13 protein-coding genes are annotated in these 19,567 nt (G+C 33.5%); 2 read left to right on the top strand and 11 right to left on the bottom strand.

The window, feature by feature from the left end; genetic code table 11:
- Positions 1-2 precede the first annotated feature (2 nt).
- Positions 3-806, top strand: a complete 804-nt coding sequence (gene fliR / locus DKK70_RS16275) for a flagellar biosynthetic protein FliR (RefSeq protein WP_110434921.1) — start codon at positions 3-5, stop codon at positions 804-806.
- 320 nt (positions 807-1,126) lie between these two features.
- On the opposite strand, the gene DKK70_RS16280 is transcribed toward fliR, so the two are convergent.
- The 9 genes from DKK70_RS16280 to DKK70_RS16320 all read right to left on the bottom strand — a co-directional run bounded on the left by DKK70_RS16280 (position 1,127) and on the right by DKK70_RS16320 (position 15,700).
- Positions 1,127-2,308 carry a serine hydrolase gene (locus DKK70_RS16280; RefSeq protein ID WP_110434922.1) on the bottom strand — a complete coding sequence of 394 codons (1,182 nt, stop codon included), beginning with the start codon at positions 2,306-2,308 and terminating at the stop codon, positions 1,127-1,129.
- A 14-nt stretch (positions 2,309-2,322) separates the two neighbouring features.
- A complete protein-coding gene (gene mrdB, locus DKK70_RS16285) occupies positions 2,323-3,429 on the bottom strand; it encodes a peptidoglycan glycosyltransferase MrdB (RefSeq protein WP_110434923.1) in 1,107 nt (368 codons plus the stop codon).
- A gap of 2 nt (positions 3,430-3,431) precedes the next feature.
- On the bottom strand, positions 3,432-5,369 hold the full coding sequence (gene mrdA / locus DKK70_RS16290; protein WP_110434924.1) for a penicillin-binding protein 2: 1,938 nt from the start codon (positions 5,367-5,369) through the stop codon (positions 3,432-3,434).
- 29 nt (positions 5,370-5,398) lie between these two features.
- On the bottom strand, positions 5,399-6,412 hold the full coding sequence (locus DKK70_RS16295) for a PhoH family protein (RefSeq protein WP_110434925.1): 1,014 nt from the start codon (positions 6,410-6,412) through the stop codon (positions 5,399-5,401).
- A 24-nt stretch (positions 6,413-6,436) separates the two neighbouring features.
- Positions 6,437-6,916, bottom strand: coding sequence for a zinc-ribbon domain-containing protein (locus DKK70_RS16300; protein WP_110434926.1), 480 nt, complete (start codon positions 6,914-6,916; stop codon positions 6,437-6,439).
- Positions 6,917-6,980: 64 nt separating this feature from the next.
- A complete protein-coding gene (gene miaB / locus DKK70_RS16305; RefSeq protein WP_110434927.1) occupies positions 6,981-8,408 on the bottom strand; it encodes a tRNA (N6-isopentenyl adenosine(37)-C2)-methylthiotransferase MiaB in 1,428 nt (475 codons plus the stop codon).
- A 189-nt stretch (positions 8,409-8,597) separates the two neighbouring features.
- Complete coding sequence (locus tag DKK70_RS16310; RefSeq protein WP_110434928.1) at positions 8,598-11,429, bottom strand: M16 family metallopeptidase; 2,832 nt, start codon at positions 11,427-11,429, stop codon at positions 8,598-8,600.
- A gap of 77 nt (positions 11,430-11,506) precedes the next feature.
- A complete protein-coding gene (locus tag DKK70_RS16315) occupies positions 11,507-13,942 on the bottom strand; it encodes a TonB-dependent receptor plug domain-containing protein (RefSeq protein ID WP_110434929.1) in 2,436 nt (811 codons plus the stop codon).
- Positions 13,943-13,975: 33 nt separating this feature from the next.
- Positions 13,976-15,700 (bottom strand): ABC transporter ATP-binding protein/permease, encoded by a 1,725-nt coding sequence (locus DKK70_RS16320; RefSeq protein WP_110434930.1) that lies wholly within the window; start codon positions 15,698-15,700, stop codon positions 13,976-13,978.
- Positions 15,701-15,834: 134 nt separating this feature from the next.
- On the opposite strand from DKK70_RS16320, the gene DKK70_RS16325 reads away from it, so the two are divergent.
- On the top strand, positions 15,835-17,067 hold the full coding sequence (locus DKK70_RS16325) for an N-acetylmuramoyl-L-alanine amidase (RefSeq protein ID WP_110434931.1): 1,233 nt from the start codon (positions 15,835-15,837) through the stop codon (positions 17,065-17,067).
- 28 nt (positions 17,068-17,095) lie between these two features.
- Here DKK70_RS16325 and rsmG read toward each other — a convergent pair whose 3' ends face one another.
- Together rsmG and mnmG are read right to left on the bottom strand one after the other, a co-directional pair.
- Positions 17,096-17,695 (bottom strand): 16S rRNA (guanine(527)-N(7))-methyltransferase RsmG, encoded by a 600-nt coding sequence (rsmG, locus tag DKK70_RS16330; RefSeq protein WP_110434932.1) that lies wholly within the window; start codon positions 17,693-17,695, stop codon positions 17,096-17,098.
- Positions 17,673-19,565: a tRNA uridine-5-carboxymethylaminomethyl(34) synthesis enzyme MnmG gene (gene mnmG / locus DKK70_RS16335; protein WP_110434933.1), complete on the bottom strand. Its 1,893-nt coding sequence runs from the start codon at positions 19,563-19,565 to the stop codon at positions 17,673-17,675. Before mnmG ends, rsmG begins: the two co-directional genes overlap by 23 nt.
- Positions 19,566-19,567: the final 2 nt, after the last annotated feature.

Consider the following 19,567-nt stretch of genomic DNA (forward strand, 5'->3'; position numbering starts at 1 on the left):
CAATGGATTTAGCTATTCAGGATTTTTTGAATATTGATTATTTTTCTTGGGTTAGATCAAGTTTTCTTCCTTTTGTCCGCATTTTAGCTTTAATTATGGTCGCACCTATTACTGGTGAAAGAGAAGTACCAAACCGTGTCAAAATAGGTTTAGCAATACTGATTGTGATTGTTTTACCTTTACCAAAGTTAGACGATAATCTTACCATTTATTCACTAATGGGCATCTGGGTCATTGGACAACAAATTATGATTGGCATCATAATTGGTTATTCCATACAAATCACCTTTATGACAGTTAGGTTTTCCGGTGAACTAATTGGTATGCAAATGGGGTTAGGCATGGCGACGGTTTATGATCCTGTTGGCGGACCTTCTACCTCAGTATTATCACGTTTAATTAATATTACTGCCCTATTGGTATTTTTAAGTTTAGATGGCCATTTATGGTTAATCTATGGTTTAGCTAATAGTTTTAGCATAATTCCTATTGGTGTTTCACCGTTAAAAGAAAACGGCTATTTAGCTTTAATAGAAACCACAAGTCTATTATTCAATAACGGTGTTATGTTGGCATTACCTTTACTGACGCTATTACTTATTATTAACCTGTCGTTAGGTTTATTAAATCGAATCACACCACAGCTATCAATTTTTGTGGTCGGTTTTCCACTGACATTATTATGTGGGTTAATAATGTTAACCTATTTATTTTCTGTGTTACCTTCATTTGTAGAATTAATTTTAGAAGAGATCTTTTCCTCAATGTCGCGAATTTTGCTCTATCTTGGTGAACCTTCTTCCTAGGTCGATAAACCTTAACGACTATCTATAATTTTTTTGGCAAAATATAGTGAAAAGAAAGTCAACAAAGATAGATTGACTAATAATTTAGCAATATCGCTTAATCTTCATACCTCTATTTTTGTGGCATCAACGAATTTATCTGATTCTTAATGTTTGTTGCAAATCATACAATTTATTAGCAAAATGTTGAGGAGAGGAAACATTTTCTTTAACGGCAAAAATAGCAGTAATTCAAATGTTATCGAGTTAGTATTTACTTATAGCAAGTAATGAAAAACCGCTGCACAAATAAAAGATAAACAGCGGCTATAAAAAACAAATTAATTAAAAAATTTATGGAATTGTAATTTTATCCAATCCCAAATACCGCCGAAGAATCCGGTTTCTTCAACATTTTCCAGTGCAACTAAAGGTTGTTCATTGATAACTTTATCATCTAATAAAAATTGGATTTTACCAACCGTCGTACCTTTGCTAATTGGTGCATAAATATAATCATCAATGCTGTATTGCACTTTCACATCCGCTGCACGGCCTTTTGGCACCGTGATATATGCGCCATTGATGGAACCGAGTTTAACTTCATTTTGATCACCATACCAAACTGACTTATTCACTAATGGATCATTCGGTTTTACTGGATTTGCCGTTTCAAAGAAGCGAAATCCCCAAGTAAGTAATTTTTTACTTTCTTCTTCACGACCTTTAAATGTTCGACCGCCCAATACCGCTGAAATTAAACGGGTGTTGCCATCCACTGCTGATGCTACAAGATTATAACCAGCCGCTGCAGTATGCCCGGTTTTAATGCCATCGACATTTAACGAAGTATCCCATAGTAAACCATTACGATTCAATTGTGGTTTAGAAAGATTATAGGTAAATTCTTTTTCTTTATAAATAGCATATTCTGTTGGTAAGTCACGAATTAAAGCTTGACCTAATAATGCCATATCTTTGGCAGTTGTATATTGACCTGGCGCATCAAGACCATGTACAGTTTCAAAATGGGTGTGTTGTAAGCCAATTTTTTTTGCATATTCATTCATTAAATTAACGAATGCACCTTGGCTACCAGCAACATGCTCTGCCATAGCAATACACGCATCATTACCTGATTGGATAATGATACCTTTGTTTAAATCTGACACCCGAACAGTTTTACCAACTTCTAAAAACATTAAAGACGAGCCTTTTAATGCTGGGTTGCCTGTTGCCCATGCATCTTTACTAACTAGAACCATATCATCATTTTTAATTCTGCCGGATTCTAAAGCTTGACCAACAACATAACTGGTCATCATTTTAGTTAAGCTTGCTGGGTCACGCTGTTGTTCAGCATTGTATTGCGCTAAGATTTCACCAGACTTGGCATCCATTAAGATATATGCTTCAGCATTTAATTGTGGAATAGCAGGAATAGGAAAAATCATTTCCGCCGAGGCTGAAGAACATATTGCGAGCGACAATAACCCAAAAGATAATTTAAATTTCTTTTTCATTGATAAAAATTCCGTTAAATGTTTTTAGATAACATGTATCGATGTGTGTGAATAGACATCATAATGCCAAAACTTGCCATTAAAACGACTAATGATGAGCCACCATAACTTATTAATGGTAATGGTACACCAACAACTGGTAAGATGCCACTGACCATACCGATATTAATAAATACGTAGACAAAAAAGACTAAAATTAAGCCACCAGAAAGTATTCGCCCAAAGGTCGTTTGTGCCCGTGAAGCAATAATTAATCCACGTATAATTAAGCATAAAAACAAGACTAACAAAATAATAGAACCAATAAATCCAAATTCTTCTGCGATAACTGAAAAAATAAAATCGGTATGTCTTTCTGGTAAAAATTCTAACTGTGATTGCGTACCTTGCAGCCAACCTTTACCCCATATTCCACCAGATCCAATTGCCGTTTTAGACTGGAGAATATGATAACCTGTACCATTAGGATCACGCTCAGGATTAAATAATGTTAAAACCCGTTCACGTTGATAATCATGCATTAAGTAGAACCACATAATCGGTAAAAATATCGCGATCAATATCAAGGCAAAAAGAATAAATCGCCAATTAATTCCTGCCAAAAAGATAATAAAAATACCCGACATGATAATTAAAATAGCAGTTCCCAAATCAGGTTGCATTGCTACTAACAGTGATGGTACACCAATAATAGCTAATGTTTGTACGGTAGTTTTTAGCGGTGGTGGACAACCATCACGATGAATAAATTTAGCCACCATTAAAGGCACAGCTATTTTAGCTATTTCTGAAGGTTGAAAGCGAATAACACCTAAATCTAACCAACGTTGAGCCCCTTTACTGGTATAACCAAAAATATCAACCAATAACAATATAATAATACAAACAACATAGAGATAAGGCGCCCACTTTTCATAGGTTCTTGGTGAAAACTGAGCAAAGACAATCATTGCAAAAAAACCAAGTACTATTTGGATCACCCGCTTTTGCATCATATCAATACTTTGACCACTAGCGCTCCATAATATATAAAGACTATAACCAAGAAGTAAGGTGATAAATAAGCAAAAAAGTGGATCAATATGTATCTTTTGCCAAAAAGATCTCTTAATATTACTCATAATTAATCTTCATGTCCTATATTCGGTGAGTCATCTTTTAATTCTGCTGAATTATCACCTTCCAGATAATAATCAAGTATCTTACGCGCGACCGCACCACCGTTGGAGCTACCTCCGCCGCCGTTTTCTAAAACAATGGCCAACGCTATTTTCGGTTTATCATAAGGTGCATAAGCAATAAATAAAGCATGATCACGTAAATGTTCAGGTATGTGATTGGCATTATAGGTTTCGTTCTCTTTTAATCCATAAACTTGAGCTGTACCAGACTTACCTGCAGCTTGATATTTAGCATCAGCATAAACTTTTCGTGCAGTACCATGTGAACCAAACATAACGCGATGCATACCTTCTTTTGCTAATGCCCAGTAGGCTGGATTAATATTAATAAGACTGTTGTTTTCCACATATTTTGATGGTTCAATTTTTGGTTGGTTTTGATTGGTATTAATAATGTCACTCTTTTTATATAATAAAAAGTGTGGCGTAAAAGTTTTACCATTATTTATCATTATAGACAATGCTTTAACCATTTGCATTGGCGTTGCTGTCCAATAACCTTGACCAATACCAACTGGAATGGTATCACCTTGTAACCACGATTTTTTATGGCGTTTCATTTTCCATTCGCGACTTGGCATAACAGCACGTGACTCTTCATTAGGAGAAATATCGATGCCAGTTCGCTCACCATAACCAAATTTTTTCATCCATAAATTTAAACGATCTATGCCCATATCATAAGCAACTTGGTAAAAATAAGTATCAACGGATTCTTCAATTGCTCTTAATACATCGACACGACCATGTCCCCATTTTAACCAGTCTCGGTAACGCCTTTCTGTACCTGGTAGTTGCCACCAACCCGGATCATTAATCACGCTTTTTGGTGAAACAACGCCTTCAGTTAATGCCGCTATTGAAATAAACGGTTTGACTGTTGAAGCAGGTGGATAGGCACCGAGTAAGGCGCGATTAAACAGAGGTTTACTTGGATCATTTAGTAACTCGTTATATTTCTTACTTGAAATTCCACCAACAAAATCATTTGAGTCATAGCTTGGCGTCGAAACCATTGCCAACACTTCACCATTATTAGGGTCAATGGCCACCACTGACGCTTTACGACCGGCGAGCAGCGATTCTATATAGAGTTGTAATTTAAGGTTAATAGATAAATAAATATCTTCACCCGCTTGTGGTGGATGCTGCTCAAGTAAACGTACAATACGACCTCGGCTATTTACTTCAACCTTTTCATTACCAGCAGTACCATGTAAAACATCTTCGTAATATCTTTCAATCCCCATTTTACCAATATTAAATGTGGCCACATAATTACTGGCTTTATTTTGTTCCTCTAGGCGTTGCTTATCTTGAGCGTTTATTTTCGATATATAACCAAGAATATGAGTGAGCGAAGCACCGTATGGATAATATCGATGTTGAATTTTAACAATCGATACAAATGGGAAACGATGCTGATCAACAATAAAACGGGCAATCTGCTTATCAGTTAAATTTTCTTTGAGTGGTACTGGACGATGAGCTCGATAATTTCTTCGTTCCTTTTGAAAATTTTCGATATCTTCATCGGTTAAATCAACAATTTTTTTTAACTGTTCAAACTGTTCATTAAGGTTTTTAGTTTTATCAGGAACTATATTAAGTTGATAAGTAATATTATTTATCGCCAATGGCGTGCCATTACGATCATAAATCATACCGCGACTAGGCGGAATTGGGATAATTTCAATACGATTATTGTTTGATTTAGTACTGTAATAACTAAAGTTTAAAATTTGCAAATCAGCTAAATTGGCTAATAATACAAAAACTAATAGAATTATTACCACAAACGCAAACAGTGCTCTACGCAGAAATAAGTTTGTTTCTGCTGAGTGATCGCGAATATTGCCTTTTAGATTTTTACCTGAAATAGAGATAATCTAGCTCCTCTAAATTCTGTTTATGACTGCTGGTGCTTGTGTTCTTGTTGCTCCCATTTTTCATAAGCATTAACAATTCTAGCCACCACAGGATGACGAACCACATCTTCGCTCTTGAAAAAATTAAAACTAATATCATCAACCTCGCTTAACACTTCTATCGCGTGACGTAATCCCGACTTTTGATGACGCGGTAAATCAATTTGGGTTATATCCCCAGTGATTACGGCTTTAGAGTTAAAACCAATGCGGGTCAAAAACATCTTCATTTGTTCTATAGTGGTATTTTGGCTTTCATCAAGAATAATAAAGGCATCATTAAGAGTTCGCCCACGCATATAGGCTAATGGAGCAACCTCAATAACACTTTTTTCAATCAGTTTTTCGACTTTTTCAAAACCAAGCATTTCAAATAATGCATCGTAAAGTGGACGTAAGTAAGGATCAACTTTCTGACTTAAATCACCGGGTAAAAAACCAAGTTTTTCACCTGCCTCTACCGCAGGGCGAGTTAATACGATTCGACGAATTTGTTGCTTTTCCAGTGCATCAACTGCAGCAGCAACAGCTAAATACGTTTTACCCGTACCAGCAGGACCAATACCAAACGAAATATCATAATCTAATACATGGGCAATATATTGTGCTTGATTAGGGGTGCGTGGTTTTATCACACCACGCTTAGTCTTTATCATCACTTGTTTACTGCCATACAGATCAACATACGAAGGTAAGTGCTCGCTAACTTTTTCTAGTACACCTGATTCTTTGATTATTAAATGAATCTGTTCTGGCTCAATATCGATAATCTTATCTTTTACTTTAGTTTGTTTATAAAGCGATTGTAAAATTTCTGCTGTCGCTTTCGCACAAATAGCATCGCCAGTAATAGCAAATAGATTACCACGATGATTTATTTCAATACCCAATCGGCGTTCAAGTTGTTTGATATTGTCATCATAAGGACCACAAAGACTATTAAGCCGCTGATTATCTGCTGGTTCAAGCATTGTTTCATATGTCGTAATATTCAATGTTATGTCCTCAAATTGTTTATTTTAACTACCAATACGTCCTTCACATAAAGAGCATTTTTCAATACCTTTTAGGAAATCCATATTGCAATTATGGCAAGTAACTATATTGCCACCAACCACATTATCCACCGCGCTAGTTGCTTGGTCGTTATCTAATCCTTGCCTTTTTAATTTATTTATAACCATGGTAATCGGCGTACCGCCTTTTAACTCTTGTTCAACAAAAGAGGCAACTTGCTGTTCAAATGTTGGTGGAATGTACTCTAAAACCTTTTCATTATAATCAGAATCACAATGTTGGCACTTAATATATCGACCTAAAGTTTCATAATCAAAAATAGGGATAAAAAAGAGAGTAAAATATTTAGCTACTTTGATTTGTGAATATTGTTGCTGTTTTTGATCGCCAGTTATATATTGCTGAGAGCAACAGTTTGGGCAATTAAATTGCCCTGTATTTTCAATGACTTCACGTCCTTTGGTACCAAATATAATAAACATTTTATTTTCCTTACTTATCCATTAATATCTTTAATTATTATTTTAATTACACTACTTTTTATAATTATGGTTGATAAATACCAACGCCTAAATTATTTTCTTTACGAGTACGTGAAATAACTGATATTGGTGATTCACTCACCCGTAGATCCATCTGATCTTCGGTTCTCACTACTTTACCACGTAATGAGTTAGGATAAACATCGGTAATTTCAACGTCAACAAATTTACCTATCATGTCCGGATGACCTTCAAAATTGACAATACGATTGTTTTCAGTTCGCCCTGTTAACTCCATAAGATCCTTTTTAGAAGGGCCTTCAACTAAAATACGTTGTACTGTATTTAACATACGACGACTAAATTGCATCGCTTGTTGATTGATTCTTTCTTGAAGAATATAGAGACGTTGTTTTTTCTCATCTTCAGAAACATTATCTTCCATTTCCGCAGCAGGTGTACCTGGACGTGCTGAATAGACAAAGCTGTAACTTAGATCGAAATTAACATCAGCGATTAATTTCATGGTTTGTTCAAAATCTTCTTGAGTCTCACCAGGGAATCCAACAATAAAGTCTGAACTAATTTGAATATCAGGGCGAACTTTACGTAATTTACGAATAATTGATTTATATTCAATTGCCGTATGCGTTCGTTTCATTAAGTTTAAAACTCGGTCAGAGCCACTTTGTACCGGTAAATGTAAAAAGTTAACCAGTTCTGGGGTATCACGATAGACATCAATAATGTCATCAGTAAATTCAATTGGATGGCTGGTTGTAAAGCGAATACGATCAATACCATCAATAGCAGCAACCAAACGTAATAGTTCTGCAAAAGAACAGATATCACCATCAAAAGTTGGTCCACGATAAGCATTGACATTTTGACCTAGCAAATTAACTTCTCGCACCCCTTGTTCAGCAAGTTGAGCTATTTCATAAATAACATCATCACAAGGTCGACTCACCTCTTCACCACGGGTGTAAGGGACTACACAATAAGTACAGTATTTATTACATCCTTCCATAATTGAAACGAAAGCCGTTGGACCTTCACTACGCGGTTCCGGTAAACGGTCAAATTTTTCAATTTCAGGAAAACTAACATCAACCACATGATGACCATTACCACTACGAATTTGTTCAATCATTTCAGGTAAGCGGTGAAAGGTTTGTGGGCCAAAAATAATATCGACAAAAGGCGCACGTTTACGAATATGCGCACCTTCTTGTGATGCCACACAACCACCAACACCAATAATAATATCAGGATTATGTTGTTTTAAATTTTTCCAACGGCCTAGTTGATGAAAGACTTTTTCTTGGGCCTTTTCTCGAATAGAGCAAGTATTTAATAATAAAATATCGGCTTCTTCAGCATTCTCGGTTAGCGTTAAACCATGGGTGGACTCAAGGAGATCTGCCATTTTATTTGAATCATATTCGTTCATTTGGCAGCCCCAAGTTTTGATATGTAATTTTTTGCTCATCAATAACTCAGCTATATTTAATTGTTAAAATGAAAACGGGTTTAAATCCGCGATTTTAGCGTGTTATATTGTAATCCTTTGTGATTGTAGGGTCTATACTAAAAATAGTAAAAGGCAATATAAAACCAGAATTTATATTACCTTAATCATTGATTGAAAAATGAAAAATAGCTAATTTATAAAAAATAATTATTTTTCAGATTGTTGTGAAATATCATTCGGTTTTAATATTGCTGTTGATTCAATCAAACCACCATTAAAAAAGTGTTTAACTGTTTGATTAATACTTTCAACTGTTAAATCTTCAATGTAACTTTCGATATTATCAAATAAAGACATATTCTGATAAATTGACAAGCTATTTGCTAATAATCTTGCTATTTGAGCATTACTGCTTTTTTGTAATTTAGCTGTTCTTAATTGAATTTTTTTATACTCAGCTAACTCTTCCCTAGTGATACCTTTTTCTATACGCTTATCAATAATATTCTTGCTTAATTCAATTAGTTCATTATATCTACTAGGATCACAACTAAAATTAAAACGATAGACAAATTCATTAACGTAAGGGTTAATAGACGTAATAGAGCCAATACTATATACGCCAGATTGTTTTTCTCTAATTTCAACTCTTAGATCGCGGCTTAACACAAAATTAAACGCTGCCAGTTGTTGTTTTGTCTTTTCATCGTAGGATCTTGAAAGTGGCTTATAGCGAAAATTTATCACCCGTGTATAAGGCTCTTTTTCACCTTCAATAATAATATTCTGTTGCGAATTTAGCCGATTTAATTCTCGAGAAGGTGGCAAACTAAAATCTTTGTTAATTAAACTGGCTAAATATTTTTCCGACAAATTTGATATTTCATCAAGGTTAATATTACCAACAATAATAAAAGTAAACTGACTAGGATCACTAAATAACTGTTGATCAAGTTTAAGAAACTGATTGTTATCGATAGCATCAAGTTGTTGTTGGCTAATAGGTAATGCTCGAGAATCTTGATATCTTAATTGATATACTGCTTGATCGTATTGTGAACGAGGTTGAATTTCTAAAGCTTTAATCTCATTTTCTTGTGACTGTTTAATGACTTTCCATATCTCTTGATTAACTTTAGTAGCATTAAATCGCTGATATATTAATTGGAAAATAGGTTCGATATTTTTATTATTCCCCGTTAAAGAGATAATCGTTTGATGATCTTGTAATATAGTATTAATGTTAGCTAGATTTTGCGCCATCCAACTTTTTAATTCTGAGGCTGAAAGATCACCCAATCCACTATTATTAACCACTTTATTAGCAAACTGCACCGCATTATAGTCATTATCAGAAAAACTTAACGCACCTCGTTGGCCAATAGCCATAACACTAATATTACTATCATCAAATGTTGTTGGATATACAATTACTTTAGCACCATTATTCAGAGTAAGCATCGTTGCATTATCTTTTAAATTTTCACGAAGCGTTACTTTCCCAGTAGCTGGAAATGTATTCATTAATGGTTTTTCTTGCAAATTTTGTTGATAAGCTTTTAACTCAGTTTGTTTCACTTGGTCATTTAATTGTACTAATTGCTCTGGTGTTAATGCTTTTGCTTCCATCTGTTTTGTAACAATTTGTTCATAAATTTTATCTTCTCCATGACGCAATGTTAGCCAAGCTTGATTTATTTTAGTTAAATCAAGTTCTTCATACGCTTTTAATGTTAATCGATACTTATCTTTTGGCGAAATAATCGGTAAATTATATAAAGAAGCATTATCAATTCGTGAAATTAACATTTTGGCATCACGACTTTCTGGATTTTCGGCAGCATTTTTAAGATAGGATAGTTGCGTTTTTTTTAAGCGTTCAAGTTCAGGTTGAGTAAAACCAAAACGATCAATACGTTCAAGTTCTAACATTAAGCTATTAATTGCCCCTTTAAGATCGTCTTTTTTAGCCACAATTCTAAAGTAAGAAGCTTGATAATCATCTCCTAACTGGGAAACCATTGATACTCCCGATTGAGCATCTGTTAATTTACCTTCTTGAATTAAGTCATGAAAACGCTGATTAAACAGTTGGGTTAACAAACTATAAGTGGTTTGCTCAATAAATGTTTGTTCATTTTTAGCAAAAATTCGCGGATAACGATATATGATAGCAAAGCTGTTTACTGTATTTTCATCATCACTAATAACATTATAACGCGCCTTATTAATGGCTGGTATTTGGTAATTTAGTGTTTTATAACTTTCATTATTAACAATATTTTTATTCATCAAAGAAGAGAAAGTATTCTCAATAATCGTTTTTGCATATTTTACATCAATATCACCAACTACAATAAAAGTCATATTTTGAGGTTGATACCATTTTTCATAATAATCTTTAATCCGTTGTGGTGAAACATGATTAATAGTGTCCATTAAACCTATTGGTTCACGAATTAAATGGCGAGAATCAGTTAAAGTAAAAGGATATCTTTGCATACTATTTCGCCATTTTAAACCTTGATTAGCTCGCCATTCTTCGACAATTACACCTCGCTCATCATCGACTTCCTTTGGATCAAATGTTGCTTGCGATGCCCAGTTATAAAAAATATTCATTACTTTAGAGATATTTTGTTGATTATCACTTGGCATATTAAATTGATAAACCGTTTCACTATAGTTAGTGTAGGCATTAACATCTCGACCAAACTTTAAGCCTAATTTTTCAAATTCTTCAATAACACTATTATTAGGATAATCACGCGTTCCATTAAACAGCATATGTTCAACAAAATGAGCTATACCTCGTTGATCTTCTTCCTCTTGTAATGAACCTGAATGAATTTGTAACCAAAAATTAACTTGTCCTTTAGGACTACTATGTGGGTAAATAATATAGTCCATACCATTTTTTAACGAACCCCTTACTACCTTTTCATCATCAGAGATTAAATTGGCAGGTAATGAAGCCAAACAAGTTTGAAAACTTATAAAAATAATTAAGTAAATCAATTGGCTAATTTTTTTTATCATATATTTTATTCCCTTTAAATTAATTACTTATATTTGTTACTTACATAATTTTGTAAATAAAAACTAATAGTTAGTAATTAAAATTCATAATCCAGTTGTAACCAAAATTGTCGACCAGCACCATAGTTAGTAATTGCTGAACTACTTGGAAGAATTGCCGATGAACTATTATATGGAACCGCGTGTACTCGATCTAAAACGTTTAATACATCAACACTAATGGTAAAAGGAGCTTTAGGAATAAAATGAGGTTTCCATTTCACTTTGGCATCCCAAATAACCGCAGAACCTAGTGACACATCACAGTAATGTCTTGCTATATCTTTATAATTTGAGTTATAACAACTATCTGTTTTTCGAGCGATAATCCTGGCATCTTGGCCACTTTGATAAGTAAAAGTATTAGCCCATAAAATATTATAATCAGGTATATTAAAATCAAGATTAAATGAAGCAATCCAAGGCGTGTTATAATCAACAGCTGGCAAATCTTCATGTTTTATTAATTTACCATTATAGACAACTTCATCATAACGAGACGTATAATCATCATCATAACCAGTTTCTAGCCGTGAGTTACTCTTTTTATCCATATAGCTTAAAACTAGTTGAGGCATAACTTCTAATTTTTGTATTTTAAAAGGTTCAATTGGTTTAACACTAAAATTATAAGAATCTGTTTTACTTTTAGCATCATTACGATAAGCATAACCATTAGGGATAGAGACTCGAGAAATTTGATCTTTATCATGCCTATTTACATAATTAGCACCAACAATAAAACCGATGATTTTTTGTTGTAAACCTATAGCCCACTCATCTGTGTAAGGTGTTTTTAAATCTTTATACTGAGTAATATTTACTTTTTTTTCACCGGTTACCGCATTGTAACGTAAATTAGAACGTATATCGCGTAATCCCATACCTAGAAAGCTAGTTCCATAATAGCGATTGTAACCAGCAGTTAACATTGTTTGATTATTATTAAATACATCTATTTCCGTTCGTAATCGCGGTGATAGATGATCATTATCTAAAAAAGACTCATGATCATAACGAATACCAGGAGTGAATGAAAAACGCTCTAACTTAATGGTATCAGACAAATAAAATGATTGTTGTTTTATATCTAATGAACCCTTACCTTTTTGATACTTATAGTGATTCATAACTTGATAAACATTACTATTTTTTTTCTTTCTATATATGTAAGTTTCTGATTCATTATACCTTTTTGTTTCTGCATCAGTAGATATAAACTCACCACCTAAATAAAGATTATGTTCGATTAAACCCGTATAAAATGGATTAAAATCCCACCTAGCTTTAGAGGTAATATTTTCAATATATTGTGATATATGTCCTTGCCCACCAATAGTACAACTGTTACTTTCAGGATAATAAAGACAAGGCATTTGTGTCATAAGAGTTGTTGCATTGGCTTTAGTATAATTACTCATATGATCCCAACCAATGTTTAAATTTAATTTACCCACCTTAAATAGCTGTTCATACTCCCACGCCAAACCATACGATTTACTTCCCATATCTCGTCCCGAATTTATAAATTCAGGTGTTTGGATTTCATGATTAGATTGATTATATTTGATAACTAAATTATGTGTTGCCGTATCAGTAGCAAGCCATGTTAATTTAGTCAGAAATGTATTAATTTGATCGGTATTTTCATGACGGATTTTTATATTTTGATTGCCCTGAGAATATCGATTCATATTACTTTCCCGGTGCGAAAAGCCAACAGTAAAACCTAATGTATCTGTTAATTGTTTATCGCCACTAATGGTATAAAAATATTTTGTAAAGTTTGGGCTATATACTTTAGTTGAACCATTACCACCTGCTTCATAACTCTCTCTATCACGACTATTAATATGTTCTTTAGTCCAATTATCACGTGATGTTCTAAAACTGATTTTTAATTTATCATCCCCACTAAATTTTCGTAGTTTAGCATCGACAACACCACCATTAAATTGACCAAATTCGACAGGAACATTACTATCAAATACTCGAACACTATCTAATAAGGCTACATCAATAAAATAACCTTGAGAATTACTTGGTATATTAACGCCATTATCTACCATGTTTGTGTTAGCTGGATCGATATTATTTGTTGCACTAATACCTTCAATTAAGAATAAATTTTGATAAGGTGATGCTCCATGAAATGATAAATTTTCTGGATCGATAGAACCTTGATTTAAACTATTGCGCATTGATTCATTAAAACGCACCGTTGGATTTGATTTCAGTAAATCACTTATATTTCCGTTACGAGTAGGAAGCCTATCTATATCAATATAATCATAGTAAGTATTGCCACTTACTGGTACCGGCGTTGGCGCATGTACAATCATTACTTCATTTACTTTATTTTTCTGTAGTTGACAACTTTTATCATCTTGTTGACATTGAATATCTTTATTATCGCTAGCGCTTGCAGTACCAAGTACAGACGTTATTAATATGAATAATAGCGTTCTTTTCATCTTTATTTCCTTTAAATAATATTTTTATTGTTTTCATTGGTCTGCTTCCAACTGATATATGCTATCTGCTACTTGTTGTGCTATTTGATTTTGATGTGATACAACCAATACACTCATTTGAGGATAACTTTGTTTTAATAATTTTAATAAGGTTAATGCTGACTCTTCATCTAGATGACTTGTTGCTTCATCCAATAACAGCCATTCAGGATTTTTCAATAAAACTCTAGCGATACCAATCCGTTGTTTTTCACCGCTAGATAATATTTTCTGCCATTGATGATGAGCATTAAGATTAGGTATAAGATGAGCTAAATTGACTTTAATTAGGGTGGAAATAAGAATATTTTCGCAAATGTTACCTTGACTAGGAAACCTTAATACATCAGCTAATGTTCCGGTTGGAATATAGCTATTTTGCGTTACCATATATATTTTTTCAGGCTTTATAAATAGTCCTTTAGCATAAGGCCAAACACCCATTATTGTTTTTAATAATGTTGTTTTACCTATTCCAGATCGTCCTTTAATATATAACCAACAACCTTTTTTTAATGAAATATTTATATTTTTTAATAAATTAATATTATTAGGTAATAGAATTTCACCTTTTTTGACAACAATTTTTTCACCGATTTGGGTAGGATTATGATGTTTTTTTTCAATAGCTATATGAAATTGATAAAGTCTATCAACAATAGCGGCAAATTCAGCTAAATCATCATATTTATTAATAAACCAACTTAAATTATTTGCAACTAACATGAAAGCTTGTCTCGCTTTCATTAATCCCCCTATATTAATTTTTCCCGCAATAAAGATAGGAATAAGTAAAAATAAAGGAATAACTGTACTGATTCGTTGATGTAAAACTTGCCAATATTCTAGATTTCGTTGGCAATTCATCAATCTATGCCAGTTTTCTTTAATTGAATAAAAAAGTTGGTTAAGTTCATTTTTTTGCTTATTCTGGTTTTCTTCATCAAGCACCAGAGTTTCAGCATTAGTTTGTTGATTAATTAATGCAGTTCTAAAATTAGCTTCACTTTTCTGTTTTTCTCTATTTAGATACCTGATTTTTTTACCAATAAAATGAGCGATAAAACTATTAATCAGAACAAAAATAAAAACACAATAAACTAATGAACCTTTCACTTTCCACTGTTGATTAAATAGTTCAAATTCCAAAGAACCTGATACATTCCATAATACGATAATGAATGTGACTAACATAGAGAAAGACTGTATAAATCCTAATGTTAAAGCCAAAAACCTATCAATAAACATTCGTATATCTTCAGCTATTCGCTGATCAGGATTATCAATTTGCTGATCTTTATGTTCAAGTAAGTAGTAATAATATTGATTATCTTTTAACCAAAGATTAAGATAATATTCAGTTAACCATTTACGCCAACGAATATTTAATAATTTTATTAACCAAGATTTATTCACTTGCACAATAATCAATATGGCAAGTACGCCAATAAACCAAAAGACTAAATTTTTGAGTTTATTAGCATCAATTTTTTCTAATGCATTAAAAAAATCACTATTCCAATTATTAAGCCAAACCTGTATTTCTACCAATAAATAGATCATCGCTAAAATTGAAAAAAATAAAAGACCTGAAAAAATACTGTGACGAGAAAACCAGAAGGGTTTAAGCAATATCCAAATTTTTTGGTAGATTTTCATTAATATCAAAATAGAACTTATAAAAACAGAATAACAGATAATAATGATAATCATTTTCATTATCAATAATATTTTTGATTTATAAGAAAAATAAATTATTTTCCTAATAAACAGATAATTATAATAATCATTCTATTTATTTTTATGCTATCATTCTTATCCTATTAATATTACTAATATAAAAGTGTTTAGGTATGTCAAAAACATTTAGTCCAACAAAACGTTTTTTGATTAAAGGCGTTATTGCGACTTGTTTGTTGTCGGTTACTCGAGTTGGTTTTGCGGCGAAAATGGCTCAAATTATTGCTGTGCGTGTTTGGCCATCATCAACCTATACACGAATAACATTAGAGTCAAATATTAAACTTAACTATAAATGTGCACAACTATTCAATCCAGATCGAATGGTCATTGACATAGATAATCTCAACTTAAATCCAACATTAAAAACTATTTCGACCAAAATATTAAATAATGATCCCTTTATTAAATCCATCCAAGCGACACAGTTAGCGCCAAGTACTGTTCGTATTATGGTCGAATTAAAACAAGACTTTTATCCAAATACCTTTACATTGTCGCCAATCGCTGAATTTAAACATCGATTAGTTGTTGATCTTTATCCATCTAAATCAGCTTCTGCTGACGATGATCCTTTACTTACCCTTTTAGAGGAGTATCAAAGAGGCGATCTAAATAAAAAACAGGCACAAATAAAATCACCAACCAATAAGAAGAAAAATTCCCCCATTATTGTCATGCTTGATCCTGGTCATGGAGGAGAAGATCCTGGAGCGATTGGCTACAAAAAAACCCGCGAAAAAGATATTGTTTTACAAATTGCTCGGCGAACCTATAACTTGCTAAAAAAAGAAGCAAATATAAAAGTCTATATGACACGTAATGAAGATGTATTTATTCCTTTAAAAGTCCGCGTAGCAAAAGCAAGATCTTTAAATGCCGATCTCTTTGTATCTATTCATGCAGATGCATTTACTAACCGTTCAGTTAAAGGATCATCAGTATTTGCTTTATCAACCCGTGGAGCGAGTAGTTCTGCAGCAAGTTATTTAGCACAAACTCAAAATGATGCTGACCAAATAGGTGGTGTTAGTCGCAGTGGTGATAAATATTTAGATAATACTATTTTAGATTTAGTCCAAAAGACCACGCTCTCTAATGGTGTATTATTGGGTAGTGCTATTTTAAATCGCATGAAAAAGGTAAATAATTTGCATAAACCGTCGATCGAAAAAGCCGGTTTTGCCGTATTAAAAGCTCCAGATATTCCATCGGTTTTAGTTGAAACAGCTTTTATTAGTAATATAACCGAAGAGCAAAAGCTCAAAACCACGTCCTTCCAAAATCAAGTATCTAAAGCCATAGTTGATGGCATTAAGGATTATTTGAAGAGACGTAAAAATTGATCTAAAAAAGATTAGATCAATTTTCCATTTACTCAATGATCATTAAACGTCGTTCAGCATCCAACTCGGGTACGGAAAGTTTTATATTTTGTTTAAGCACAAATCCTTCCGGGATCGCATCAAGATCACTACCTTTTAATGCGTAAAAAGATCCTTGTTGATTAGGTAGATGTTTACACCAAATTAGCATATCTTGTAAAGAAGCGAAGGCTCGACTGATAACACCATCAAATTGTTTTTGATTATATTCTTCAATACGGCTTTGAATTGGTTGAATATTCTGTAATTTTAATTCAAATTGAACTTGTTTTAAAAAGCGGATCCTTTTACCTAAACTATCAACCAGATCAAATTGCTTATCTGGATTAATGATAGCTAAAGGGATCCCAGGTAATCCAGGACCCGTTCCCACATCAATAAAAGTATTGCCAACTAAATAAGGCGATACCACTAAACTATCCATAATATGTTTAATTAGCATCTCACTAGGATCACGTACCGCGGTTAGATTATAAGCCTTATTCCATTTATTAAGCATCTCAACATAATCGATCAACTGATCAATTTGCTGCGAAGTGATCGAAAGATCCGTTTGATCAATAAGATTAATGAGTTTCTTTTTTAACATAGTTTTTCTTTTTTAAATAAACTAATAACATTGAAATTGCCGCCGGTGTAATACCAGAAATACGTGAAGCTTGGCCTATTGAAACCGGCTTATGTTGTTTTAATTTAGCGACGACTTCATTAGATAACCCGGATATTTCTGCATAATCAATATGCTCAGGAATAAGGGTTTCTTCATTACGTTTTTGTCTTTCAATTTCTTCTATCTGTAATTTTATATAACCATCATATTTAACTTGAATTTCAACTTGTTCTGCCGCTTGTTGGTCGGTTAAGCCTGGTGCAAAAAGAGACAATGACTGTAGTGTTTTGTAGCTCATTTCAGGGCGTTTAAGTAACTCTTCACCATTGGCCTCTTTAGTGAGATTAGCACTTAATACCGCATTGACTTCATCAATAGTTTCAATATGAGGATGAACCCAAATGTCACGAAGACGAGATCTTTCTTGTTCAATCGCTTCAAATTTTTCGTTAAAACGTTGCCAACGATAATCATCAACCATGCCTAGTTTTCGGCCTATTTCGGTTAAACGAATATCAGCATTATCTTCACGCAACATTAGACGATATTCAGCACGAGAAGTAAACATACGATAAGGTTCGTTAGTTCCTAACGTACAAAGATCATCAACTAATACACCTAAATAAGCTTGATCACGTGTTGGATACCATTGATCTTGATCATATACAAATCTTGCCGCGTTTAAACCAGCTAACATTCCTTGTGCAGCAGCTTCTTCATAACCGGTAGTACCGTTGATTTGACCGGCTAAAAATAAACCTTTGATCACTTTGCTTTCTAATGTAGGTTTAAGATCACGAGGATCAAAATAATCATATTCAATCGCATAACCTGGTCTTACTATATTGGCATTTTCCAGTCCTTTCATACTACGAACAAACGCTAATTGGGTATCAAAAGGTAAACTGGTCGAGATCCCATTAGGATAAATTTCATTGCTATCTAAACCTTCAGGTTCTAAATAGATCTGATGCGAATTACGATCTGCAAAACGCATTATTTTATCTTCGATAGAGGGACAATATCGTGGTCCAACACCTTCAATCACACCTGTGTACATAGGGCTACGATCTAAGCTATTGCGAATGATCTCGTGCGTAGTTTCATTAGTACTGGTTATATAACATGGGATCTGTTTAGGATGCTGCTTAGCATCGCCTAAAAATGAAAAGACAGGTACAGGATCATCACCATATTGAGTGCCTAATTTAGAAAAATCTATGGTTCTAGCATCAATACGTGGTGGTGTTCCTGTTTTTAAACGTCCCATTCTAAATGGATATTGATGTAAAGATTTAGAAAGGCCGATCGACGCAGGATCGCCTGTTCTACCACCGCTATAATTATCCAAGCCTATATGGATCTTACCATCTAAAAAAGTACCTGTGGTTAATACAACCGATTTTGCTTTAAAAGAGACACCCATCTGGGTAACAACGCCGGTGATCTGATCGTTTTCAATGATCACATCTTCAACAGATTGCTGAAATAACATTAAATTTTCTTGGTTTTCAAGCGTTGTTCTTATAACTTTGCGATATAAGGATCGATCTGCTTGAGCACGAGTAGCTCTTACCGCAGGACCTTTGCTGCTATTTAAGATCCTAAATTGGATCCCTGCAAGATCAATGGCGTGTGCCATTAGTCCACCCATAGCATCAATTTCTTTGACTAGATGTCCTTTACCAATACCACCAATAGCTGGATTACATGACATTTGACCTAATGTATTGATGTTGTGGGTTAAAAGTAATGTTTTTCGTCCCATTCTTGCTGATGCCATAGCTGCTTCAGTTCCGGCATGGCCACCACCAACAACGATGACATCAAAAAGATCTGGATAAAACATAG

The organism is Gilliamella apicola (assembly GCF_003202655.1).
GTDB lineage: Bacteria > Pseudomonadota > Gammaproteobacteria > Enterobacterales > Orbaceae > Gilliamella > Gilliamella apicola_R.

Coding starts and splice junctions, on each gene's coding strand:
- DKK70_RS16300 (WP_110434926.1), bottom strand. CDS start 6,916: ATGTTTATTATATTTGGTACCAAAGGACGTGAAGTCATTGAAAATACA.
- DKK70_RS16325 (WP_110434931.1), top strand. CDS start 15,835: ATGTCAAAAACATTTAGTCCAACAAAACGTTTTTTGATTAAAGGCGTT.
- miaB (WP_110434927.1), bottom strand. CDS start 8,408: ATGAGCAAAAAATTACATATCAAAACTTGGGGCTGCCAAATGAACGAA.
- rsmG (WP_110434932.1), bottom strand. CDS start 17,695: ATGTTAAAAAAGAAACTCATTAATCTTATTGATCAAACGGATCTTTCG.
- fliR (WP_110434921.1), top strand. CDS start 3: ATGGATTTAGCTATTCAGGATTTTTTGAATATTGATTATTTTTCTTGG.
- DKK70_RS16320 (WP_110434930.1), bottom strand. CDS start 15,700: ATGAAAATGATTATCATTATTATCTGTTATTCTGTTTTTATAAGTTCT.
- DKK70_RS16310 (WP_110434928.1), bottom strand. CDS start 11,429: ATGATAAAAAAAATTAGCCAATTGATTTACTTAATTATTTTTATAAGT.
- mrdB (WP_110434923.1), bottom strand. CDS start 3,429: ATGAGTAATATTAAGAGATCTTTTTGGCAAAAGATACATATTGATCCA.
- mnmG (WP_110434933.1), bottom strand. CDS start 19,565: ATGTTTTATCCAGATCTTTTTGATGTCATCGTTGTTGGTGGTGGCCAT.
- DKK70_RS16315 (WP_110434929.1), bottom strand. CDS start 13,942: ATGAAAAGAACGCTATTATTCATATTAATAACGTCTGTACTTGGTACT.
- DKK70_RS16280 (WP_110434922.1), bottom strand. CDS start 2,308: ATGAAAAAGAAATTTAAATTATCTTTTGGGTTATTGTCGCTCGCAATA.